Origin of the sequence: Neolewinella maritima (assembly GCF_923081025.1) — a bacterium.
GTDB lineage: Bacteria > Bacteroidota > Bacteroidia > Chitinophagales > Saprospiraceae > Neolewinella > Neolewinella maritima.
Genome location: NZ_CAKLPZ010000003.1, coordinates 134,938 through 156,175 on the forward strand (window position 1 = coordinate 134,938; position 21,238 = coordinate 156,175).

Annotated in this window: 24 protein-coding genes; 14 read left to right on the forward strand and 10 right to left on the reverse strand. The window is 61.6% G+C overall.

The genetic code is table 11. The features are described 5' to 3' along the window. The first annotated feature begins 82 nt into the window (after positions 1 to 82). Positions 83 to 436, forward strand: a complete 354-nt coding sequence (locus tag MJQ68_RS12235) for a hypothetical protein (RefSeq protein WP_238751404.1) — start codon at positions 83 to 85, stop codon at positions 434 to 436. 125 nt (positions 437 to 561) lie between these two features. Here the strand turns inward: MJQ68_RS12235 and MJQ68_RS12240 are convergent, their stop codons facing one another. Both MJQ68_RS12240 and secDF read right to left on the reverse strand, forming a co-directional pair. Further along, entirely contained in the window at positions 562 to 1,716 is a 1,155-nt protein-coding gene (locus tag MJQ68_RS12240; protein WP_238751405.1) for a Gfo/Idh/MocA family protein, read from the reverse strand. A gap of 142 nt (positions 1,717 to 1,858) precedes the next feature. Next, positions 1,859 to 4,924: a protein translocase subunit SecDF gene (gene secDF, locus MJQ68_RS12245; protein WP_238751406.1), complete on the reverse strand. Its 3,066-nt coding sequence runs from the start codon at positions 4,922 to 4,924 to the stop codon at positions 1,859 to 1,861. 242 nt (positions 4,925 to 5,166) lie between these two features. Here secDF and MJQ68_RS12250 point away from each other — a divergent pair, with 242 nt between their 5' ends. Beyond that, entirely contained in the window at positions 5,167 to 5,865 is a 699-nt protein-coding gene (locus MJQ68_RS12250; RefSeq protein WP_238751407.1) for a hypothetical protein, read from the forward strand. A 9-nt stretch (positions 5,866 to 5,874) separates the two neighbouring features. Here MJQ68_RS12250 and MJQ68_RS12255 read toward each other — a convergent pair whose 3' ends face one another. The 3 genes from MJQ68_RS12255 to MJQ68_RS12265 are packed head-to-tail and all read right to left on the reverse strand — an operon-like array spanning position 5,875 to position 8,501. Next, on the reverse strand, positions 5,875 to 6,621 hold the full coding sequence (locus MJQ68_RS12255) for an MIP/aquaporin family protein (RefSeq protein ID WP_238751408.1): 747 nt from the start codon (positions 6,619 to 6,621) through the stop codon (positions 5,875 to 5,877). A 55-nt stretch (positions 6,622 to 6,676) separates the two neighbouring features. Beyond that, positions 6,677 to 7,720, reverse strand: a complete 1,044-nt coding sequence (gene porQ / locus MJQ68_RS12260; protein ID WP_238751409.1) for a type IX secretion system protein PorQ — start codon at positions 7,718 to 7,720, stop codon at positions 6,677 to 6,679. A 37-nt stretch (positions 7,721 to 7,757) separates the two neighbouring features. Continuing rightward, positions 7,758 to 8,501, reverse strand: a complete 744-nt coding sequence (locus tag MJQ68_RS12265) for a toxin-antitoxin system YwqK family antitoxin (RefSeq protein ID WP_238751410.1) — start codon at positions 8,499 to 8,501, stop codon at positions 7,758 to 7,760. Positions 8,502 to 8,511: 10 nt separating this feature from the next. Here MJQ68_RS12265 and MJQ68_RS12270 point away from each other — a divergent pair, with 10 nt between their 5' ends. After that, positions 8,512 to 9,069 carry an FKBP-type peptidyl-prolyl cis-trans isomerase gene (locus tag MJQ68_RS12270; protein WP_238751411.1) on the forward strand — a complete coding sequence of 186 codons (558 nt, stop codon included), beginning with the start codon at positions 8,512 to 8,514 and terminating at the stop codon, positions 9,067 to 9,069. On the opposite strand, the gene MJQ68_RS12275 is transcribed toward MJQ68_RS12270, so the two are convergent. Continuing rightward, the gene (locus tag MJQ68_RS12275; RefSeq protein WP_238751412.1) at positions 9,053 to 9,670 is read right to left on the reverse strand and encodes a DUF4294 domain-containing protein; all 618 of its coding nucleotides are present in this window, start codon (positions 9,668 to 9,670) and stop codon (positions 9,053 to 9,055) included. The two genes, MJQ68_RS12270 and MJQ68_RS12275, sit on opposite strands and share 17 nt — an antisense overlap. Before the next feature lie 88 nt (positions 9,671 to 9,758). Then, complete coding sequence (locus MJQ68_RS12280) at positions 9,759 to 10,571, reverse strand: beta/alpha barrel domain-containing protein (RefSeq protein WP_406612997.1); 813 nt, start codon at positions 10,569 to 10,571, stop codon at positions 9,759 to 9,761. Between the two features lie 152 nt (positions 10,572 to 10,723). Between MJQ68_RS12280 and MJQ68_RS12285 the strand changes: the two genes are divergently transcribed. Then, positions 10,724 to 10,945, forward strand: coding sequence for a hypothetical protein (locus tag MJQ68_RS12285; RefSeq protein WP_238751414.1), 222 nt, complete (start codon positions 10,724 to 10,726; stop codon positions 10,943 to 10,945). An 8-nt stretch (positions 10,946 to 10,953) separates the two neighbouring features. On the opposite strand, the gene MJQ68_RS12290 is transcribed toward MJQ68_RS12285, so the two are convergent. Continuing rightward, positions 10,954 to 11,565 carry an L-threonylcarbamoyladenylate synthase gene (locus MJQ68_RS12290; protein ID WP_238751415.1) on the reverse strand — a complete coding sequence of 204 codons (612 nt, stop codon included), beginning with the start codon at positions 11,563 to 11,565 and terminating at the stop codon, positions 10,954 to 10,956. A gap of 63 nt (positions 11,566 to 11,628) precedes the next feature. Next, complete coding sequence (locus MJQ68_RS12295) at positions 11,629 to 12,858, reverse strand: ABC transporter permease (RefSeq protein ID WP_238751416.1); 1,230 nt, start codon at positions 12,856 to 12,858, stop codon at positions 11,629 to 11,631. Between the two features lie 91 nt (positions 12,859 to 12,949). Here MJQ68_RS12295 and MJQ68_RS12300 point away from each other — a divergent pair, with 91 nt between their 5' ends. Both MJQ68_RS12300 and hscA read left to right on the forward strand, forming a co-directional pair. Then, complete coding sequence (locus tag MJQ68_RS12300; RefSeq protein ID WP_238751417.1) at positions 12,950 to 13,873, forward strand: hypothetical protein; 924 nt, start codon at positions 12,950 to 12,952, stop codon at positions 13,871 to 13,873. Positions 13,874 to 13,905: 32 nt separating this feature from the next. Then, the gene (gene hscA, locus MJQ68_RS12305) at positions 13,906 to 15,786 is read left to right on the forward strand and encodes a Fe-S protein assembly chaperone HscA (protein ID WP_238751418.1); all 1,881 of its coding nucleotides are present in this window, start codon (positions 13,906 to 13,908) and stop codon (positions 15,784 to 15,786) included. A gap of 4 nt (positions 15,787 to 15,790) precedes the next feature. Here the strand turns inward: hscA and MJQ68_RS12310 are convergent, their stop codons facing one another. Next, a complete protein-coding gene (locus tag MJQ68_RS12310) occupies positions 15,791 to 16,114 on the reverse strand; it encodes a hypothetical protein (protein WP_238751419.1) in 324 nt (107 codons plus the stop codon). A gap of 72 nt (positions 16,115 to 16,186) precedes the next feature. On the opposite strand from MJQ68_RS12310, the gene MJQ68_RS12315 reads away from it, so the two are divergent. The 8 genes from MJQ68_RS12315 to MJQ68_RS12350 are packed head-to-tail and all read left to right on the forward strand — an operon-like array spanning position 16,187 to position 21,229. After that, positions 16,187 to 16,657 carry a redoxin domain-containing protein gene (locus MJQ68_RS12315; protein WP_238751420.1) on the forward strand — a complete coding sequence of 157 codons (471 nt, stop codon included), beginning with the start codon at positions 16,187 to 16,189 and terminating at the stop codon, positions 16,655 to 16,657. Positions 16,658 to 16,685: 28 nt separating this feature from the next. Continuing rightward, the gene (locus tag MJQ68_RS12320; RefSeq protein ID WP_238751421.1) at positions 16,686 to 16,982 is read left to right on the forward strand and encodes an ATP-dependent Clp protease adaptor ClpS; all 297 of its coding nucleotides are present in this window, start codon (positions 16,686 to 16,688) and stop codon (positions 16,980 to 16,982) included. Positions 16,983 to 16,985: 3 nt separating this feature from the next. Further along, positions 16,986 to 17,669, forward strand: coding sequence for a leucyl/phenylalanyl-tRNA--protein transferase (aat, locus tag MJQ68_RS12325; protein WP_238751422.1), 684 nt, complete (start codon positions 16,986 to 16,988; stop codon positions 17,667 to 17,669). 40 nt (positions 17,670 to 17,709) lie between these two features. Then, on the forward strand, positions 17,710 to 18,555 hold the full coding sequence (locus MJQ68_RS12330) for an alpha/beta fold hydrolase (protein ID WP_238751423.1): 846 nt from the start codon (positions 17,710 to 17,712) through the stop codon (positions 18,553 to 18,555). Positions 18,556 to 18,559: 4 nt separating this feature from the next. Then, complete coding sequence (locus MJQ68_RS12335; RefSeq protein ID WP_238751424.1) at positions 18,560 to 18,997, forward strand: MarR family winged helix-turn-helix transcriptional regulator; 438 nt, start codon at positions 18,560 to 18,562, stop codon at positions 18,995 to 18,997. Continuing rightward, on the forward strand, positions 18,994 to 19,590 hold the full coding sequence (gene scpB, locus MJQ68_RS12340) for an SMC-Scp complex subunit ScpB (protein WP_238751425.1): 597 nt from the start codon (positions 18,994 to 18,996) through the stop codon (positions 19,588 to 19,590). Before MJQ68_RS12335 ends, scpB begins: the two co-directional genes overlap by 4 nt. Beyond that, positions 19,580 to 20,086, forward strand: coding sequence for a DUF2480 family protein (locus tag MJQ68_RS12345; protein ID WP_238751426.1), 507 nt, complete (start codon positions 19,580 to 19,582; stop codon positions 20,084 to 20,086). Before scpB ends, MJQ68_RS12345 begins: the two co-directional genes overlap by 11 nt. Before the next feature lie 36 nt (positions 20,087 to 20,122). Beyond that, the gene (locus tag MJQ68_RS12350; RefSeq protein WP_238751427.1) at positions 20,123 to 21,229 is read left to right on the forward strand and encodes a PorP/SprF family type IX secretion system membrane protein; all 1,107 of its coding nucleotides are present in this window, start codon (positions 20,123 to 20,125) and stop codon (positions 21,227 to 21,229) included. Positions 21,230 to 21,238 lie beyond the last annotated feature (9 nt).

Below are 21,238 nucleotides of genomic sequence, written 5' to 3' on the forward strand. Positions count from 1 at the left end.
AAGGTACGCAACGCAGTTACTTCAGCTAGTCGACTAGCGTGTACCTACATTTACACTACTCACCTACTCATTCTTGTCTATCATGACTAAAGAACGCATCGGCCTCATCCTCCTTGGTCTTGTCGGCCTAGCCCTGCTCGGTAGCGGCATCATGAAGTTCACCCAGCCCGCCGAGATGGTGGAGGCTATGGGTGTCGGCCCCCTCCTCACCCTGGCCGTGGTGGAGCTCCTCATCGTGACGGCGCTGCTCATCCCCCGCACGCGCCTGCTGGGTATCATTCTGGCGGCCAACTACATCGGGGGCATCATCGCCTTCAGCTGGCTGGTCGAGCAGGAGACCCCCATTGTCGGCATCGCCCTCAACACACTGCTCTACGTAGGCGCGGCGCTGTACCGTCCCTGGCTCACTGACAACCAGGCAGGTAGGATAGCCTAAAGTCGGTCAGTTAGCGGTCGCGGTCGCGGGTGCAAGGCAAAGGTCGAGTGGCCTCCGGTCCGAGTGGTCACACAGCTACCGCACGTTGGCGTCTCGGACCGGAGGCCACTCGACCTCTTACCTACCTATACTTTACTCCACTTCTGGTCCCCCCGCGAGTTCTCGACCACGACTTCCACGAAGCGCATGCCGCGTAGGCCATCCCGTACGGTAGGGAAGTCCCGTTCCGCCGCCGTAGCCTCCCGCGCCGCCATACCCGCGCGCACCGTATCGGCGAAGTTGCGGTAGATGTTGGCGAAGGCCTCGAGGTAGCCCTCGGGGTGACCGGCTGGAATACGGGTAGCCCGCTGCGCCGCCTCGGTCAACTCACTACCCACCCCGGTGCGGAACACTTTCGTCGGTTCGCCGTGTGTCTTGACCAGCAGTGTATTGGGCTCCATTTGGTGCCACTCGATGCCGCCGGTCTCGCCCCATACCCGGATGTTGAGACCGTTCTCTTCCCCGGCGGCGATCTGCGAGCAGTGAAGTACGCCCTTCGCCCCCTCCTCGAAACGGAGCAGGATATTGGCGTCGTCGTCGAGCCGACGGCCCTCGACGAAGGAGGTGAGCTCGGCGCAGACCTCCGTGACGTGTAGGCCGGAGACGTATTCGGCCAGGTTCTCGGCGTGGGTTCCGATATCACCCATCGCGCCGCCCATACCGGACTTCTCCGGATCGACTCGCCAGCTTGCCTGCTTGCTGTCCGTGTCCTCCAATTTGGTGGACAACCAGCCTTGGGGGTACTCCACGACGATCTTGCGCACCTTACCGAAGTCGCCCCGGGCAATCATGTCGCGCGCCTGCTTGACCATGGGGTAGCCCGTATAGTTGTGGGTAAGGGCGAAGGTGAGCCCGGTCCGCTCGACCAGATCGACCAGCTGCCGTGCCTCGTCTACATTGAAGGCCAGGGGCTTATCACACACGACGTGGAAGCCATTCTCCAGGGCCATCTTGGCCGGTCCGAAGTGTACGTGATTGGGGGTGACGATGGAGACGAAGTCCATCCGCTTACCTTCCGGCAGGCCCTTTTCGGTGCGGATCATTTCTTCGTAGCTGCCGTATACGCGGTCGGCGGGCAGAAAGAAGTCCTCCCCCGACAGCCGGGATTTCTCAGCGTTACTGCTGAAAGCCCCACAGACCAGCTCGATCTGCTGGTCCAGCGCCGCGGCGAAGCGGTGTACTCCTCCGATAAAGGCCCCGCGACCGCCGCCGACCATACCCATCCGTAACTTTCTTGACATCCTGTATTGATTTTGGCGTAGTATAGGAAAAAGGTACCATTCCCCGCACCCGCGACCCCGCCCCGCTTACGTACGAAGCCCCGCCTGACACACGTCAGGCGGGGCTTCGTAGCACCAGGAATACTGTGGGAGGACAGCTACCCTAGGCCGTCACGGGCGTATCGGAGGCGGTCTTTACTTCCTTCACTTCCTGGTCGCTGGACAGATCGTAGACGATCGGGCTGGCGATGAAGATCGAGGAGTAGGTACCCACTACGATACCCACCAGTAGGGCAAAGGCGAAACCCTTGATGCTCGCACCACCGAAGAGGAAGAGCACCAGCACGACCAGGATGGTCGTAAAGGAGGTCATCACCGTACGGCTGATGGTGGAGTTGATGGCATCGTTGATGAGCTGCCGGCGGTCGCGCTTGGTGTAGTTGGTGAGGTACTCGCGGATGCGGTCAAAGACAACGACCGTATCGTTGATGGAGTAACCGATCACCGTAAGGATGGCGGCGATGAAGGCCTGATCGACCTCCATGTTGAAGCCGATCCACCCCCAGCAGGCGGCAAAGACACCCATGACGATGATGGTGTCGTGGAACAGGGCCACTACGGCACCGGTCGAGTAGCGCTTGCCCTTGAAGCGCAGCAGCAGGTAGAAGAAAATACCCAGCAGGGCTACTACACCGGCTTCGAGCGCCGAGCGCTTGATGTCGTCGGCGATCGTAGGACCTACTTTGCTTACACTGGTAATGTGTGTACCCACCGTGGTCTCCGTACTGCCGAACTGATCCAGCGTGACGGAATTGTCACCGGTAGCGGCCGTCACTCCTTCATAGAGGGCGGCCAGTACTACGTCCTGCGGCTCCTGACCGTCGATCTGGGCGGTCTGGTCGATGAGGTAGTTGGTGGTGATATTGTAGGTATTGTCGGCATCAACGGACTTGATGGTCGGCACGCCCTCCAGGGGGCCTTCCAGCGCATTGCGCAGCTCCTGAGCCGATACCTCCTGATCGAAGGCCACGGTGTAGCTGTACCCCCCCTTGAAGTCTACGCCCAGGTCGAAACCCCGGGTAAAGATGAAGAACAAGGATACCGCCACGAGGACCGCGCTGATGCCGTAGCTGATCTTGCGGAAGCTCAGCCAGTCGACGCTCACGTTGGCGAACAGGCTCTTGCTGCCGGCGGTCCAGAAGGTCATGGTGCCGCGCTTGTTGATCCAGTAGTCGACCATGAGCCGGCCCACCAGTACGGCGGTGAAGACCGAGGCGATGACACCCACGATCAGTACCACGGCGAATCCCTTGATGGGGCCCAGACCAAAGTAGGCCAGTACCGCCGCGACCAGGATGGTGGTCACGTTAGCGTCGATGATGGTCGAGTAAGAGTTAGAGAAGCCGTCGCGTACCGCATTGGGTACGGTCTTGCCTACCCGTAGCTCTTCACGGATACGCTCGTAGATGATCACGTTCGCATCCACGGCCATACCGATGGTAAGCAGGATACCCGCAATACCCGGTAGGGTGAGAACGGTACCAAGGCTGGCCAGGGCACCGAAGATGAACACCAGGTTGAGCAGCAGGGCTACGATAGCTACCACACCGGCTCCACCGTAGTAGAACAGCATAAAGGCCAGCACCAGACCGAAGCCGATCAGCAGCGCCGTCACGGAGCTCTTGATGTTAGCCTCGCCCAGCGAAGGACCTACGATACTCTCCTGGATGATCTGCGTACGTGCGGGCAGTCGACCTACCTGCAGGATATTGGCCAGGTCGGTGGCCTCCTGTACGGTGAAGTCACCCGTGATGCTGGTGCTACCGCCCGTGATCGGACCGTTCACCCGCGGCGCGGATACTACCATGCTATCCAGCACGATGGCGACCTGCCGGTTGCCGTTGTTGGCGGCATCGGTGGTCATGCGCGCCCAGATGCGACTCCCCTCAGAGTTCATCGTCAGGTTGACGGCCACCTGGCCACCGGGCTCGGGACCGGAGCCGGCGCGGGTCACGTACTCGCCCGTGAGGGGAGCGGTGCCGTCGCGCGGCAGGTCGAGCTGGTACAACTGGTAGAGGCTGCCGGCCGTGCCGTTGTCATCCGCGTCCAGGGGCGTCTCCGCAAAGCGGAAGGAAGCGTTGCGGGGGAACAGCCGCTTGATCTCCGGATCGTTCAGGTAGCGCATCACCTGCTGGCGGTTGCTGCCCTGTGCGATACCGAGTACGGCGGGACCGAAGTTGCCATTGTTAGGCGTGAGCACACTGAAGAGTGGGCCGGCCGTCTGGTTCTGCACTTCCCGGGGGGTGATCGACTCGATGCTGTCGGTCAGGTTCCCCAGGTCGTTGGTAGCGTAGACGGTGTCGTAGACCGTGGTGGTCTGCTCTACGGCCGTGCTATCCAGACCGGCGGCCAGGTCCTGGCGGCGTTGCAGAATCTGATCGGCCTGGATCAGGGCGTTGATGCTGGTCTGGTCGACGTTGAGCACATCGAAGAACTCCAGGTTAGCGGTACCGGTGAGGAAAGCACGCGCGCGGGCGGGGTTCTCGATACCGGGCAGTTCGACTACGATGAGGTCGCGCTCCGCGTCCAGGGCCACGTTGGGCTGCACTACGCCGAGCTGGTCGATGCGGTTGCGCAGCATGACGAAGGTCAGGTTGACCGTTTCGTCGGCCTTTTCGCGCAGGATGCGGACTACTTCGGCGTCGCTGGTGTTGATGCCGATCTGGTCGCGCAGGGCGTCGTTGCGGCTGAAGATGGTGGCGAGCTTCTGATCGTCGCCGGCGCGTTCTGCCCAGGCGTTGCCGAACAGGGTGATGAAATCGTCGTCGGCCGACTGCTGCGCTTGGGAGGCTGCGGAAATGGCTTCTTCAAATGTGGTGTCCCTGGAGTTTCGGGCCATGGTGAGTAAGAACTCACGCAGGTCGACCTGTAGGACGACGGACATGCCGCCCTTGAGGTCGAGGCCCAGGGCCAGCTGCTGGGCCTTGAGGTCTTGGTAGGTGTACGATTTGATCAGGGGCAGTCGGAAGACTTCCTGGTCGGAGATGCTGTCCAGATAGGACGCGCGAGCAATGCGATATGCTTCGCCTGTGTCGTCGCCCGTGAGATCCTGTGCGTAGTTGTCGGCATCGTTTTCCACCGCATTGGTGGGGATGACGAACATGTACTGCGCAATGGTCACGAGGAGCATGACGACAAGGAAAAACTTGATCAGTCCCTTGCCTTGCATAATGAAGAATTTAGGTTCCGGCGGAGCCGCCGTCGGAATCGGGCGGACCACCATTTGAAGAAGGATGGTGAAAACCCGCGCGACCAGAGCCTCCCAGACCTGGCGCGCGAAGGGGCGCAAATATACGGCGCGGCACCGGGAAAAATATGCTGTCGGCCGGCACACATTGTGTGAGCGGAGACCGAACCCTACCTCCCCCGTACGGTGTTACACAACGGACTACCCCTTTAACCAACGACGCCTTGAATCAACTAGCTGCCATAACGGCCTCTTACTGGGTGGCCTTACTCGTTACGTTTCTCTGTGCAGTTACTACCTCTGGCGTATCCGCACAGTCGCCCCTGGACGTAGGTTTGCACTTCTCCCCTCAGATTCGGTACATCAGTTCCAGCGCCCCCGACGGGGTACAGCGACGCGTCACGACCAGCGGGCGCGACGGCCTCGCGCTGGGCGCCACCGCGGGGGGCTACCTGGAGTATGCACTGACCGACCACTGGTACGTCCGCGGCGGTATCGACGTAGCCTACAAACGCAACCGCTACGCCACGCAGCGCACAGTAGCTGAGGTAGACACCGTACGCAACGGCAGCAACTTCATTAGCTACGCCAGCATCGAGCTGCCCGTTGCGTTGCTGTACCGCTTCGGCTACCGGCGCAACTACGATAGTTTCCTGCTGGGCGTGGCCACCACCCTGACGCGCTGGGGCGGCGACCCCAAGATCACGTCTTCCTTCAACGGAACGAGTGACAACAGCATCGCCTACCCCAAACATACCGTCACGGTATTCGGGGGCTATGAGACCTACCTATCCGAAGTGCTGGTGCTGGGTATAGAGCCCTATGTCTCCTACGTACCCACCGAGTTCAGGATCGAAAACGCGACCACCTCGACAGTGCGCTTCGAGGCGGGTATATCCCTGCGGGTCCACCTGGACAACTGAACCGATTTTTTACAGCGCTACCGGCACGACGTGCCACAGCCCCGCCGCTACTAGTGCACCAATGATGGGTCCCACTACCGGCACCCACGAATACGCCCAGTTGCTTCCCCCCTTATTGGCCAGCGGCAGCAGAGCGTGCGCTATACGCGGACCCAGATCGCGGGCCGGATTGATCGCATAGCCCGTCGGGCCCCCCAGCGAAAGACCGATCCCCAGTACCACCAGGGCTACCGGCAGGGCATCCAGGGCACCCAGACTGCCCGGCGCATCACCGAATTTAGGTCCCGTGATGTACAGCACGGCAAAGACCAGCACGAAGGTGCCGATGGCCTCGGTCAGGATATTAGACAGGTGATTCGGGATGGCCGGGTCGGTACTGAAGGTGGCCAGTACAAGGCCCGTATCTTCCGTTGCGGCGTAGTGATCGCGGTAGGATAGCACGACCAGCGCCTGACCCAAAAAGGCGCCGGCGATCTGGGCCACCACGTATCCGGGTACCAATAGCCAGCTGAATTTGCCGACTACCGCCAGCCCGAGGGTGACGGCTGGGTTGAGGTGTGCTCCGCTCATGGGAGCCGTCACGAATACCCCCACGAACACCGCCACGGCCCAGGCTACCGCGATGGGCATCAGCCCGTTGCCGTTTCCCTTGGTTTTGGCCAGTAGCATATTTGCGACCACCCCATTGCCGAGTAAGATCAGAATTGCCGTACCCAGCAGCTCGCCGAGGTAGGATACAAGTTCGGGGGTAAGCACGTAAGTTGGGTTTAACGGGTGATCAACGGCCAGCCAAGATACACGCCCCGCCGGTTTAGCGAATGGTCGTGCCCAGACTGAGCTGATTCACCCCGCCGCCCAGGTGGTACGTGCCCCGCCCGTAGGCCAGGCTGAAGCGCCGCGTCTCCCAGGCGAAGCCGAAGCTGTAACCCGCTCCGGAGCGGAAATCCGTCAGCCGCAGCTCCCGCCGCAGCCCGTGGTTGTACCCGATGCGGGCCCGCAGGTTGCGCCGCTTGCCGATCAGCAGCTCGCCGTTCACGACGAAGTGACGGGCCAGGTTATCGAAAAACACTGCACCGGCGCCCCGTCCGCCCGTCTGTTCTTCGCCCAGAAAGGTCAGCGTGTTGTTGTCCTCGGCTTCGGGGTCATCGTAGAGGACGTTCCAGCGGTCGAGGTAGCGATAGACCACCGAAAAGCGGAAGGGCAGATACCTGAGCTCGCGCACCACGCCGACCTGTAGCTCGAAGGGCATAGGCTCGCGGGTATCGCCGTAGTGGCTAAGCTGCCGGCCGAAGTTGCGCGCCAGCAGTGAGATCTGGAAGCGGCCCGAGGTATCCCGGTAGTGCACCCCGGCGTCCAGCCCGAGCCCGAAGCTGTTGTAGCCCGCCAGTTGGGAAGCCAGCAATTTTACATTAACGCCCACGCTGAGCCGGTCGGCCACCTCGCGGGCCGCCCCCGCCGTGAGCGCGAATTCAGAGGCGCTGAAGTCCCCCTGGGCCTGACCAGTGGGATCGCGCCGCACCAGGTCACCACCGTAATTGATGTACTGTAGTCCGGCCTGGAAGGTGGTACGCAGGTTCTCGCGGTGGCGGGCGTAGGTGAGGTAGCTGTTGTTGATGCCGGCGGGCAGGAAGGCATGGCTCAGGGCAGCTTTGCCGTGCATGGTGGAGTTAAGCAGGCTGGGGTTGCGGTTGGCCAGGGTGACATCGTCGTCCATCAGGGCTATATGGTGCCCGCCCATAGCGGCTACGGTCGCTGAATTAGGTGCATTGAGGAATTCGTAGGCCGACACGCCACCGATCTGCGCGCCCGCTACACCCCACGCCAGTACCAGTACCCAAACACACAAAGCTCGCATAGCCCACAAGTTACGTAAGCTAGGATGCTAGTTGCTGCTAGTTCGTGGCATTGACTGCGGGCGGACGCGTCATGTCCGGTGCCGCAGACGGTGCCGGAGTGCCCTCCTCCCGCCGCCACTGCGTAGTACATACCCCCACCTGGCAGTCGCGGATGGCCGTCAGCTCACCCGTCAGCTCATCGAATACGTAGAGCGTCCCCTGCTCTTTGCCATCCCGGTAGCTGCCGGCGGCACTGGGCTGGCCATTCTCGTACCAGTCGCGGAAGGGGCCATTTTCCCGGTTGTCGGCAAAGGATACTTCTTCGCGCACCCCGCCGTCGGGCCAGTAGCGCGTCCAGACCTCGCCCATACTACCGTCGCGGTACTGCCCCCGCAGGCGCAGCTTGCCGGTGGAGTCGTAGGTGATGTACTCACCCTCGAACTGTCCGGCGCGGTAGTTTTCCACGATCTCTACGCTGCCGTCGGGGTAGTAGGCCGTGCGGGTGCCGTCGAGCTGACCGGCCAGGTAGTTTTCCTCCGCTACGAGTTTTCCGTCGGGTCCGTAGCGGCGGGCCATGCCCTCGCGCTCGCCGGTGCCGGGGTCGGTGGTGTACTCGGTGCGGTAGCCCAGGTCGTCGATCTCCGTGTGTTCGTCCAGGCCTGCGTCATGTGGGGAAGGGGCCCCGCATGTAAGCCAGGTGCAAAGAATGATGAAGAAGAGGCAAGCGATGAAGTAGCGCATGTAGAGTGGGGTCAGGGTAGGATGTAGAAACGGTACTTTAGCCGGTCCCTGTATGTTCAAACTGTCGTGTATGTATCGCTTGCTCTTGTCCTGGATGGTATTATTTCTTTGCACCTGCGGAACCGCCCCGGAACCTACCGCGGATGCCGAACGCGCGCCAGCCGAGCGCGGGGCCATCGAGGAGCGACTGATCACGCAGCTCAGTCCCTCGGACGACCTGGCCGGCCGGCAACGCAACGCGATCATCAACCGGGCCATCGACCGCAATTACGACGTATACGCCGCGCCGGAGGGCTACTTCTACGAGGTGCTGGATACAGGTGCCTACAACCCGCTGCTAGCGGGGGATATCCTGAGCGTACACTACGTAGGTAACTTCCTGGACGGGCGGGAATTCGACAACAGTTTCAAGCGGGGTACGCCGCTGCGGTTTCGACTGGGGGATCTCATTCCAGCCTGGAACCTGGCCCTGCAGCGGGTGCGGCCGGGCGCACGGCTGCGCATCCTCACGCCGAGCGAGCTGGCCTACGGGACCGAGGGGCTGGTAGCGCCGAACGGGGATACGCTGGTGCCGGCCGATACGCCGCTGGAATTTCTGCTGGAGGAGATCGTTATCTTGGAAGAGTAGCCGTTTGCTCCGGTAGCTCATAGCTGACGTCGAAATCGTCGAGCACGGCGTCCAAGATGGGGTCGTCGCCCACGGTATACTTATGCTTGAGCTTGTGGCCGTAGAAGCCCGCCAGGGTGGCCCAGTAGCGGGCGGTAAGTCCGCCGCGCAGGTCCTTGATGAGCTCGTAGATAGGGGTATCGATTTCGCGCTCGATCATGGCAATGAGCACCTTGCCCTGGGTCTTAGACATTTTCTTGAGGGGATCCTCGAACTTGGTCTCCAGCTCGTCCTGCAGCCGCTTGATGTACTTGCGGCGGTCGCGCTTGTTCATGTTCTGCGTCATGTACTCGGTCTCGCGGAATACGCGGATGGCATCTACCGCATAGGGGTAGACCCGCTGGGCGTAAATACGGTAGCGGCGGTAGAGCTTGTACTCCTCCTCGCTGGCGAAGAACTCGGGTGAACTGATCGATACGTCGCTGAGCTCGGCAATGATGAGGGTGTCTCCGCAGTCATCCAGGGCGTAGGGGTAATACTTGCCGTCTACCTTGGTGTAGCCGGTCTGGGCTACGGCCAGGAGGGAGTAAAGCAGGGCAAAACCAAGGAGAAGATGACGCATACGCTGGATGTGTTCCGTAAAGTAAATGCTTTCCGGGCGGGCTTAGGTGTGTGGCCCCCATTAAATATTTTGGGTCGAGAGCTCGACCTTAGTCCTGAAATACGTCGAGAGAGGAGGCCATCGCGGCGGCAAAGCAGTCCGCGTCGATCCCGCTTCGCTCCGCACCGAAGTACTCCACCAGCCGCTCCGTAGGCATGTTGCCCGTGAGCTCGTCGCGGGCCATGGGGCAGCCCCCGAAGCCGCGCACCGCCCCGTCGAAGCGCACGCAACCGGCCTCGGCCGCCGCCACCACTTTTTCTTGCCAGCTGGTGGGGGTGGTGTGCAGGTGGGCACCGATCTCCAGCTGGGGGTAGCGGGGGATCAGGTTGGCGAACAGGTAGCTGATGCTGGCCGGTGAGCTGACGCCGATGGTATCCGAAAGCTGAAAAATGGTGATGTCGAGCTCCGCCAGCCGGACCAGCCACTGCTCCACGACCTCCGCGTTCCAGGGATCCCCGTAGGGATTACCGAAGCCCATACTCAGGTATACCACCATCTGCTTGCCGGCCCGCTGCGTGAGCTCCTGGATGCGCTTGACCCGCTCTACGCTGTCGGCCAGGGTAGCATTGGTGTTGCGCAGCTGGAAGGTCTCGGAGACGGAAAAGGGGTAGCCCAGGTAGTCGATCTGGGGGTGCTGCAGGGCGGCCTCAGCGCCGCGGCGGTTGGCTACGATGGCCAGCAGCTTGGTCTGGGTGGCGCTCAGGTCCAGGCCCGCGACCACCTCGGCCGTATCGCGCATCTGGGGGATGGCCTTGGGGGAGACGAAGCTGCCGAAGTCGAGCGTATCGAAACCACAGGCCAGTAGCTGCTGCAGGTAGGCCGTCTTCACCGCCGTAGGGATGAAGGCGTGCCGGCCCTGCATGGCGTCGCGGGGACACTCGATAAGTTTGATGGCTCTAGGCAAATCAATGCGTTTTTTAAGGGGTGCCGGGCCGGTCGGGGCCAGGATTCCTTCCTGGCCCGACAACACCACCGGCCCCCGGGTAGTTTCCCTGCAAAGCGATCCTACCTACTATGCTCAAGCACTCCACTACCCTGACCGTCATCGGCTTCATTCTATTCTTCCTGGGCCTGGTTTCGATCCTGCTTAATCTGGTAGGCGTGGATATTTTCTTCCTGTCGTGGCTGTATACCTACAGTGTGGCCCTGTCCTTTGCCGTGCGCCTGGCGATGATCATCGGTGGCGTGGTGCTCATCTACGTAGGGCAGACGGACTGGTCGCGGGAAGAGCTCTAGAGGCTGACCTACTTCAGTACGCCGACCCCTTCGCGCTGCAGCACGGCCTGCTCGCCGGTGCAGTCAATGATGGTGCTGGCCTGATCGCCACCCGTTCCCCCGTTGATGATCGCGTCCACGCGCTTGCCGTAGGCGGCATCGATCTCGTGGGGGTCGGTGTAGTATTCCATCACCGTATCGTCGTGCTTGAGGCTGGCCGTGAGGATGGGCCGGCCTAGTCCGCGGACCAGGGCGTCTACGATATTGTTATCGATGATGCGTACGCCGATGGTTTCCTTGCGGTTCTTGAGCACCTTGGGGGTCCGGTTGTTAGACTTCAGGATGAAGGTGAAGGGACCGGGCAGGTTGTGCTTCATGACCCGGAAGATGTCGTTGTTGATGGTAGCCGAGTACTCGGTGACCTGACTGATATCCTGACAAATGAAGCTGAACATCGCCTTCTGGGGGTCGATGCCCCGGATCTGGGCTACGCGCTCTACGGCATTCTTGTTGGTGATGTCGCAGCCGATCCCGTAGACGGTGTCGGTGGGGTAGATGATCACCCCGCCCTCTTCGAGGATGCCGACCATCTGCTTGATCAGTCGTGCCTGGGGGTTGTCAGAATTAATGGATACCATCATGGTGTACTAGGTTTAGCGGGTAATATAGTCAGCCCGGCGATACGGTCCATTCGACGGTCTGGTTCACGTGCGCTGGATCGCCCGCACCGGGTCGAGCGCCGCCGCCCGCCGCGCTGGGTACGTGCCAAATACGATACCGGTGAGCACCGCTACTACGGCCACCACGGCCATCGTCTGCCCGCTGAATACGGCCGAAAAATCAAAGCCGGCGAAGTACGAGATGGCCGCCGCGCTGATCAGTGCCATCACTATGCCTAGCAGCAGCCCGAACACGCTACCGATCACCGAGATGGCCACACTCTCCGACAAAAACTGCGTAACGATGCGCCGTCGGTTGGCACCCACCGCCTTGCGCACGCCGATCTCCGCAGTGCGCTCGGTGATCGACATGAGTAGTACGTTCATCACGCCTACGCCGCCCACGACCACCGCGATCCCGATCAGAAAGCTCATCACCAGCCGAAACAGACTGAAGCCCAGCTCCAGGTTCTCGACCATCTCCAGGCTGGCTAAGGTCTGTACGGGTTGCTCGATGGCCGGGAAGCGGGCGGCAAACCAGTCGTCGATAAATACCTTGCCCGGCCGCACGTCCTCGATTCGCGCAAAATTGACCAGCCCGGCTGCGGAGTAGGTCAGTCCATTGTCCGCCCGGTCGAGCACGCGCAGTGGTAGCATAGTCTGCAGAATATCGTCTTCGGTCGGCGGACTCACGCCTACCACCTCCAGCTCCTGCCCGAATACCGCTATACGGAGCCCCACGGCCTCGACTACATCCCGGGAGGTACCGATCAGGCGGCGCGCCAGGGTATGACCGATCACCACGACATCACGTTCGCGGTCCTCGGCCTCGAGCGTACGTCCGTAGGCTACGCTATCCAGCTCTTCCACCAGGGGCAGCGAGACGGCCGTATACCGCACGGCCAGCTCCTCGGTCGTATCCGGCCGGTCGATCAGTACGGTGCCCGTAGCGAACAACTGACTGGCGGCGGGGTAGGGGAGGTCGGCCAGCATACTGTCCATGAGCGGCTGCGATATATCGATGGTGCGGTCCAGCTGCACCCGCAGCCCGTCCACCATACGGAAGGTGTTCTTGCGCACGGTCACCGTCTCCATGGCGCTCTTGTCAGCAATACTATCGCGGGCCAGCTGCTCCAGTCCGTCGATCAGGGCCAGCATGGTCACCAGGGCACCCACCCCGATGATGATGCCGAGTACGGAGAGAAACGTCTGAAAGAAATTACTGCGCAGGTTGCGAAAGGCCTCCACGAAGGCGGTGTAAATAGCGGTAAGCATGTAGGGTTGATTAGGTAAGCGCAAACATGCCAGCGGCGGGGCAGACCACCAACTTTTATCGACGAAGGCCCACCACCGTAGCTTTACCGCCATGATCGTGTTGTATCTCACCTTCGGACAGGACGTCCGGGTCCACCAACAAGCCGTTTTTTCCGCCATGACCGTACTCCAGGGGGCGGGGCCGCGGGTGCAGTGTGTCGTCTACACCGATGCACCCGATTACTACCGCCTGCTCGGTGATCGGGTACAGTTGCGCGTCACCACACCAGGGCAATTGCAGGAGTGGCGGGGACCGCACGACTTTTTCTGGCGCATCAAGATCAAGGCCCTGGAGGCGCTACAACAACAGTATCCGGGCGAGTCACTCGTATACCTGGACGCCGATACCTTCTGCTTCGGCGAGCTATCTACACTGGAGGAGGTGCTGGCCACCGGTACTCACCTGATGCACGCCCGGGAGGGGGAGTTGGGGGAGCTACCCACCAGCACCGAGCGCAGGATGTACCGGCAGTGCAGTGGCAACAACTTCGCCGGTATACCCATCGACGGGAAGAGTACGATGTACAATGCCGGCGTAGTGGGTCTGGCCGCCGACCGGGCCGCGGAGGCCATTCAGCTCGCGCTCGACCTGTGCGATGCAATGTGCGCGGCCGGGGTGACCCGCCGGCTCGTGGAGCAGTTTGCGCTCTCCGTAGCCCTGGCCGAGCGGGGCGGACTAGCCGCGGCCAACGGCAGCATCGGGCACTACTGGGGGAATAAGGCGGGCTGGAACGAACGGATCGCCGGCTTCTTTCTGGCGCAGCATCTGCAGGCGGCCGGCGTGGAGGACCAGATCGCTGCGAGTCAGGACATAGACTTTACCGCCTTACCTATCTATATGCGGTCTTCCGGTACGCGGAATAAACTCAATCGCTGGGTGGATCGTGCGTTCGACAAGGGGGTGCACGCCTACGTTCCGCGCCCTGGCGACCCCCCGAACGACCGCTCCGAACGGCTGCAGGCCCGCCGCGTGTAGAACCCGCCCCGCCCCGTGTATGTATTCACCCCATGGCAAAGTATAGTATCGACCTCCAGGCCGGCAAGGTCGCCGAATCAGCAGCAGTATCCACCCGCGGGGAAACCATCGTCGGCATCGACCTGGGCACCACCAATAGCCTGGTCGCCCACGTGCAGGACGGCAAGGCCGTCGCCGTAGCCGGCAAGGACGGCAAGAGCGTGCTGGTACCCAGCATCGTACACTTCAAGGACGACGGCAGTACCCTGGTCGGTGAGTCCGCCAAGCAGTACCTGACCACGGCCCCGGAGCGGACCATCTACTCCGTCAAGCGCCTGCTGGGCAAGAGCTACTCCGACCTGACCGCGGTGAAGGACCGCTTCGGCTACCGCATCATCGACGAGGACGAAGACCGGCTAGTGAAGATCGCCGTGCCCGATCGGGAGGGGGGCGTGAAGTACTACAGTCCCATCGAGCTATCCGCCAAAATTCTGGCGGAGCTCAAACTGCGCATCGAGGAGGAGTTGGGCACCCCCGTCACCCGGGCGGTAATTACCGTGCCGGCCTACTTCAACGATACGCAGCGGCAGGCCACGCGCGATGCCGGCAAGCTCGCCGGGCTGGACGTGCTGCGGATCGTCAATGAGCCCACCGCGAGCAGCCTGGCCTACGGGATCGGACTCAAGGATGAGGATGAGGGACGTACGATCGCGGTATATGACCTTGGCGGCGGCACCTTCGATGTATCCATATTACGGATAGAGCAGGGCATCTTCGAGGTGCTAGCTACCAATGGAGATACCTTCCTGGGGGGTGACGACTTCGATCAGGCCATCATAGACTATTGGCGCTCGACCTATGGCCTGAGCGCCGACACCGCCGAGGAGCGGGGTGAGCTGCGCCTGCTGGCCGAACGCGCCAAAAAAGCACTGAGCCGGGAGGAGTCGTTCACTGCCGACTACCGCGGTACTTCCGTAGCCATCACCCGCACGGCGGCCGAGGAAAAATTTGCGCCGCTCGTGGAGAAAACCATCGCATCCTGCGGCCGCGCCCTGAGTGACGCTGAGCTGGAGACGAGCGCTATCGACCACGTGATCATGGTGGGGGGGAGCACCCGCATACCGCTGGTGAAGCACCGGGTGGGGGAGTTCTTTGGCAAAGATGTGAACGACAGTCTGGACCCCGATCAGGTAGTAGCCCTGGGTGCCGCGATACAGGCCGACGTACTGGCGGGCAACCAGCAGGACGTACTGCTGCTGGACATCACGCCGCTGAGTCTGGGCATCGAGACGGTCGGCGGACTGATGGACCCCATCATACCGCGCAACTCCAAGGTGCCGACCCGGGTGGGCCGCAAGTACACCACCAGTGTAGACGGGCAAGTAAAACTGAAGGTAGCCGTGTACCAGGGCGAGCGTGATATGGTGGCGGACAACCGCAAGCTGGGGGAATTCGTACTGACGGGTATCCCGCCGATGCCGGCCGGGATACCGCAGATCGAGATCCACTTTTACCTGGATGCCGACGGTATCCTGCGCGTGAAGGCTACCGAGCACCGCAGCGGGACGGAGCAGAGCGTGACCATCAAGTCGCAGTACGGCATCACGGAGGAAGAAATGGCGCTGATGCTGATCGACAGCCTGAACAATGCCGAGGCGGATATGGCGGCGCGCAGTCTGGCCGAAGCCCGCACGGAAGCGAACAACGTACTGCTCAGTGCGCGCAAATTTTTACAGCAGAATACGTGGCTGACGGAGGAGCAGGTCACTGAGATCAACCGCTACGTGGAGCGGCTGGCTGCGAGTGTAGCCGGAGACGATAAGGATGCGATCAATGACCGGCTGGCGGAGCTTAACGAATTTACCGCGCCGCTGGCCCACGAGGCGCTGGACCGGAACGTAGCCGCAGCAATGAAGGGCAAGGGGATCGCCTAGGAAGTTACCACTGCTCGCGTTCCAGGGCAGTGGCCAATTGGCGCAGCCGTACGACGACCTGCTCGCGGGCGCTGGGGGAGGGAGCGTGCCCCCCCTGCATATCGGTGGCGAGCCGGGCGAGGTTGACCTTGAGCTGTGCATCGCCGAGCAGCTGTAGGCTGGTCTTGAGCTTGTGTTTGAGGTCGGCTACGGCCTGTGCGTCGCGGGTACGGATGGCGCTATCCAACTCCTGTGCGGCCTGGCGCAGTTCGCGTTGGAGGATGGCACTAAAATCACTGAGTTCGGCGGAATCGCCTTCGAAGGCGTCGCGGAGGAGGGGGAATGCCATGCAGGTAAAGTACGACGTGGCAAACATTCGCCGCCGCGGGGTGTCTTTACCCCTATCCATACCTACCAGCATATGCCCCTGAAAATAGGCGACAAAGCCCCCCTGTTCGAACTCTACAGCCACGAAAAAAACGCGGTAAAGCTGGACGATTACCGGGGCCGCCGGCTCCTCGTACTATTCTTCCCGCTGGCCTTCACCGGTACCTGCACCGAGGAGCTCTGTACGATGCGCGATGCCCTGAGCGAGTACAACAGTCTGGAAACGGATATCGTGGCGATCAGCGTAGATAGTGTATTCACCCTGGAGCGCTTCCGGGCTGCCGAGGGCCTGAACTTCCCCCTGCTGAGTGACTTTAATAAGGAGGTAAGCCGGCAGTACGGTGCCCTGTACGACACCTTCGTACTGGGTATGGAGGGCGTAAGTAAGCGCGCGGCCTTCGTGGTGGATGAGGAGGGGGTGATCCGGTATACGGAAGTACTGGCCTCGGCGGGGGATCAACCCGATTATTCTGCTATTAAGGCAACTTTGACGGCCCTGGCGTAGTTTTTTCTTGACTTTAGTGCCTTTACTTATGAGCATATTCGCATCCGGCAAGGAGGATGTCTTACTGGAAGAAGACATCGACGTCAGCATCGGCGAGCCCGCTGACCTGATCGTGTTCAACGACGACCACAACACCTTCGATTGGGTGATGCAGAGCTTCGTGGAAGTGCTGGGACACAGCTCCGAACAGAGCGAGCAGCTCGCGCTGATGATCCACCTCAAGGGTAAGGCTACGGTAAAGTCGGCTGCCTTCAACGAGCTGCGGCCGAAAAAAGACGCCCTGTGCGACCGCGGCCTGAGCGCCGTCATCGAGGGCAAAGGCTAGCCCATGTCGCTGTACCGTCTGGATCCACGCTTTCCGGACCTTTTTCCCGATCCCCTGCGGTCTAATGGAGAGGGCCCCGCCTGCTTTGGGGGGGACCTGCGTCCGGAGCGGCTCTTTGCGGCCTACCGCCTGGGCTACTTCCCCTGGTTTGCCGAAGGGGAGCCCATCCTCTGGTGGCACCCTAATCCACGTTTCGTGCTGTTCCCCGCTGACTTGAAGGTGAGTAAGAGCATGCGCCCCTACTTCAATCAGCAGAAATACCGCGTCACCTACGACACCCGCTTCCGCGAGGTGATGGAAGCCTGTCGTGGACTATACCGGCCCGGGCAGTGGGGCAGCTGGATCACGGACGAACTGATCGAGGGCTACGTAGGTCTCCACGAGCTCGGCATCGCGCACAGTGTAGAAGTATATGAAGGGGACGAGCTGGTCGGGGGGCTGTACGGACTCGCGCTCGGAAAGGTCTTCTTTGGCGAGAGCATGTTCTTCCGCCGGCCTAATGCGAGTAAATTCGGCTTCATCTCCCTGGTGCGTAGGCTGGAGCAGCGCGGGTACCGCCTGGTAGACTGCCAGCAGGAGACCAAGCACCTGAAGACCCTGGGGGGGCAGGGCATACCGCGCACGGACTTCGTGGATCACCTCGCACTCATTGATGGGGAGACAACGGAGCGCGGTCCGTGGACCTGAGCGGTGCAATCCTATTCCACCTTCGTAGTGTTACCTGCCTATGACTACCCATTTCTGGCTTAATGAAACCCGTCCTGCCCGGCAAGCCGGTGCTCCGGAGAACCGCGTATACGTGCGGCAGTACGGCAATGGCCGGGCGATCCTGCTGGCGGTGCACGGATTCGGCCGCAGCGGCGCGCGCATGGAACGGCTCGGCCTGCAACTGGGTGATCAGTTTACTACCCTGGCTCCCGACCTGCCGTACCACGGCAAGACCGAGTGGTACGACGACCGCTATACGCCGCGGGAGTTCTCGCGCATCCTGCAGCAGCTGCTGGACCGCTACCCCGACCGGCCGGTCTTTCTCATGGGACATAGCCTGGGCGGGCGGTACCTGAGTTCCTGCCTGGCGGGACTGGAACATCCGGACCTGCGCGACCTGGTGCTGGTAGCGCCCGACGGAGCCGGCGGCCGGTACACCAACTGGATCGATACCCTGCCCTCCATGCTGGTGCGGCCCCTGGCGCGCATCTCGGAGCGGCCGCGCTCGATCCTGCGCCTCTCCGGCTGGCTGAGCAAGCGGGGCATCATCAACCGCTACTCGGCCGAGTACCTGAAGTCGAACCTGAACGACCGGCCGTTCCGCCGGCGCATCGCGGGCACCCTACGCAGCGTGCTCAAGTTTCCTCCCCGGGCCGAGGCATTCGAGCGCGCGCTACAGCGCCACGCGATGGTGTGTACGGTATTCGTAGGAGATAGGGATCCGCTGCTGCACCACGATCGGCTGCAGAGCATTTATGGTCCCCTGCCGTCGGTGGCACTCCACCACTACTCCGGCAGTCACTGGCTACCGGAGCGGCTGCTGGGGGAGTACTACCGGAATAGTTTGCTGACCACCGTACCTTAGCGACGTGAACACACTTGCCTACCCCAATGTCGGTACCGTACTGGACCGTACCACGCGTCTGCTCAAACAGTACTACCTGCGCGCATTTAAGGAGGAGGGAGTGGACATCAGCACCGAACAATGGGTACTGCTGGACCGGCTCTACACCGAGGGAAGCGCCAGCCAGACCGAACTGGCCAACGGCACCTTCAAGGATGCACCGACCGTGAGCCGCATCATCGACAAGCTGGCTAAGAAAAAGCTGGTCGAGCGGCAGCGCTTTCCCAACGACCGCCGCCGCTACCTGGTCGCACTCACTACCGCGGGGCGGGGCGTGCACGACAAACTCATGCCACGTGTAGAGCAACTGCGCAAGCAGACCTGGGCGGGGCTGGGGGAGGAAGACTACCACCGCCTACAGGGCCTACTACGGCATATCCGCACCAACTTCGAGGAAGAATGATGGAGTTTTTGCCCCAGCACGTCGAATGCCTCATTTTCGCCGCGCCGCAGCCCATTCCCCTGGACGAGATCCGCGGGGTGCTGGAGGAAACCTTCGGACTGGCCTTCACCAACGACTCCGTGCGCGAAGCCATCGGGGTGCTCCGGCGGCGGTACGACCACGCCCAGCACAGCTTTGAGATCGTAGAGATCGCCGGCGGCTACCAGTTTATGAGCAAGGGAGCGTACCACCAGACCATCGGCACCCACCTGCGGCAACAGAGTACGAAGAAACTCAGCCGCTCGGCCCTAGAAACCCTCAGTATCATCGCCTACCGCCAGCCCGTGACCCGCTCCGAGCTGGAGAAGATCCGGGGGGTGAGCTGCGACTATGCCCTGCAGAAACTATTGGAAAAGGAGCTTGTTACCATCACCGGACGGGCCGACAGCGTGGGCAAACCCCTGCTGTACGGCGTGACCGACCGATTCATGGACTACTTCGGCCTCAAGGCCCTCACGGACCTGCCCCACCCGAAGGAGTTTAAACTGCCCGAGAGCATCGGTACCCCCGAAGATATTCTCGTGGACGCATCCGACACAGCAGATGGTAAATAAGGTAGCGAACTCCGGACTCATCACCCTCAACCTCGAAGACTTCTGGCCCCAGCAGCCGCTGGTCGCCTTCGACCTGAAGGACTACCTCTTTATGGAGCTGATCCTGAAGGAAAAGGACTTCCGTGCGGCGATTAAGGCCCACGACTTCAGTCAGTATCAGGATAAGGTGCTCCTGGTATTCTGCTCGGCCGATGCCATCATTCCGGCCTGGGCCTATATGCTCGTTGCCGCCGCCGCTGCTCCCCACGCCAGCGATATCTATCAGGGCACGGAAGCCGAGTACCTGCGCGATCATTACCGTGCGGCAGTGCGCGGACTGGACGCGGCGGACTACCGCGATCAGCGCGTAGTAGTCAAGGGGTGCGGGGATCGCGAGCTGCCTCCGGCGGCCTACCTGGAGATCACCGCTAAGCTGCGGCCCGTGGCCCGTTCCATCATGTTCGGAGAGCCCTGCAGCACGGTGCCGGTATACAAACGACCCCTGGTGCGGAAGTAAGGAACGGTGCCTTATCTTGGCCCGTAAACCTTGCCCATGCGTTCCATCCTTTACCCGCTTGCGTTACTGTTCTTGCTGGCCACGGTACGCCTACAGGGCCAGGATACCCACTTTACCCTGCACGACTACAATCCGCTCTGGCTCAATCCGGCGCAGACCGGCGCCTTCAGCGGTTCGGCCCGCGTAGGCGGCATCTACCGCGGACAGTGGTACACCCTCAACGGACTCTCCACCCCGAGTGCCTACGTCGACGCTCCCGTAGTGCGCGGCTTCCGCAAGAACGACTGGATCGGTGCGGGGGCCAACCTCATTAGCGACCGGGCCGGCGCCGGGGGCGACCTCACCCTCAAGTCCAATTACTTCGGCTTCTCGGCCGCCTACCACCTGGCCCTGGATGATAACCGCCGCAATGTGTTCACCCTGGGCGCGCAGTACGGAAGCACGTCCTACAGTCTCGACGTAAGCAATCCCGTACTGGTGCAGCAGCTCACGATCGACCCCGGACTGGGCGGTGGCGGGCAGACGCAGGGCGAGTTCCAGCCCCAGGGCATGGGCGGTGCCGGTGGAGATGGCGAAAGCTACACCGACATCAATGCCGGCGTAATGCTACGCTCGGTACTCGATCCGGACAAGAATAACCTGCTGGAAGTAGGTATATCCCTGATCCACCTGAACGGCCCGAAGCGCAACTCCCTGCTGCCGATGAGCAACGACACCACGGGCATCGATACCCTGGTGAGCGGTCCGCGGGCCGGCGACGACGAACGCCGCCGCCGGGGCACACTACATGGCCACGCCCGGCTCGACCTGGAGCTGAGCGAAAAGTGGCGCTTTCAGCCCTCGGTATTCGTGCAGAATTCAGCCGGCGTGACGGCGGCTTCCGTACAGGCCTGGGGCAGCCGCTCCCTCAAACCTAATGTCAACCTGCGGTTGGGGCTGGGGTACCGGACGGGCGACGCGGCGCAGGTGCTGGTGGGTATAGACTACGAGCAATTGCGGGCCGCGCTCAGCTACGACATCACCCTGAGCGATGCGCGGACGGTGACCAACTACCAGGGGGGCTTCGAGCTCAGCGCGGCCTACATTATTAATATCTACAAGAAGCCGACCGTCGTACCCACGATGTTATGTCCAAAAATCTAGCCGGTTCTC

Coding starts and splice junctions, on each gene's coding strand:
- MJQ68_RS12285 (WP_238751414.1), top strand. CDS start 10,724: ATGCTCAAGCACTCCACTACCCTGACCGTCATCGGCTTCATTCTATTC.
- MJQ68_RS12290 (WP_238751415.1), bottom strand. CDS start 11,565: ATGATGGTATCCATTAATTCTGACAACCCCCAGGCACGACTGATCAAG.
- MJQ68_RS12315 (WP_238751420.1), top strand. CDS start 16,187: ATGCCCCTGAAAATAGGCGACAAAGCCCCCCTGTTCGAACTCTACAGC.
- MJQ68_RS12240 (WP_238751405.1), bottom strand. CDS start 1,716: ATGTCAAGAAAGTTACGGATGGGTATGGTCGGCGGCGGTCGCGGGGCC.
- aat (WP_238751422.1), top strand. CDS start 16,986: ATGTCGCTGTACCGTCTGGATCCACGCTTTCCGGACCTTTTTCCCGAT.
- MJQ68_RS12345 (WP_238751426.1), top strand. CDS start 19,580: ATGGTAAATAAGGTAGCGAACTCCGGACTCATCACCCTCAACCTCGAA.
- MJQ68_RS12310 (WP_238751419.1), bottom strand. CDS start 16,114: ATGGCATTCCCCCTCCTCCGCGACGCCTTCGAAGGCGATTCCGCCGAA.
- MJQ68_RS12295 (WP_238751416.1), bottom strand. CDS start 12,858: ATGCTTACCGCTATTTACACCGCCTTCGTGGAGGCCTTTCGCAACCTG.
- MJQ68_RS12330 (WP_238751423.1), top strand. CDS start 17,710: ATGACTACCCATTTCTGGCTTAATGAAACCCGTCCTGCCCGGCAAGCC.
- MJQ68_RS12235 (WP_238751404.1), top strand. CDS start 83: ATGACTAAAGAACGCATCGGCCTCATCCTCCTTGGTCTTGTCGGCCTA.
- scpB (WP_238751425.1), top strand. CDS start 18,994: ATGATGGAGTTTTTGCCCCAGCACGTCGAATGCCTCATTTTCGCCGCG.
- MJQ68_RS12350 (WP_238751427.1), top strand. CDS start 20,123: ATGCGTTCCATCCTTTACCCGCTTGCGTTACTGTTCTTGCTGGCCACG.
- MJQ68_RS12320 (WP_238751421.1), top strand. CDS start 16,686: ATGAGCATATTCGCATCCGGCAAGGAGGATGTCTTACTGGAAGAAGAC.
- MJQ68_RS12280 (WP_406612997.1), bottom strand. CDS start 10,571: ATGCAGGGCCGGCACGCCTTCATCCCTACGGCGGTGAAGACGGCCTAC.
- MJQ68_RS12275 (WP_238751412.1), bottom strand. CDS start 9,670: ATGCGTCATCTTCTCCTTGGTTTTGCCCTGCTTTACTCCCTCCTGGCC.
- hscA (WP_238751418.1), top strand. CDS start 13,906: ATGGCAAAGTATAGTATCGACCTCCAGGCCGGCAAGGTCGCCGAATCA.
- MJQ68_RS12270 (WP_238751411.1), top strand. CDS start 8,512: ATGTATCGCTTGCTCTTGTCCTGGATGGTATTATTTCTTTGCACCTGC.
- porQ (WP_238751409.1), bottom strand. CDS start 7,720: ATGCGAGCTTTGTGTGTTTGGGTACTGGTACTGGCGTGGGGTGTAGCG.
- secDF (WP_238751406.1), bottom strand. CDS start 4,924: ATGCAAGGCAAGGGACTGATCAAGTTTTTCCTTGTCGTCATGCTCCTC.
- MJQ68_RS12300 (WP_238751417.1), top strand. CDS start 12,950: ATGATCGTGTTGTATCTCACCTTCGGACAGGACGTCCGGGTCCACCAA.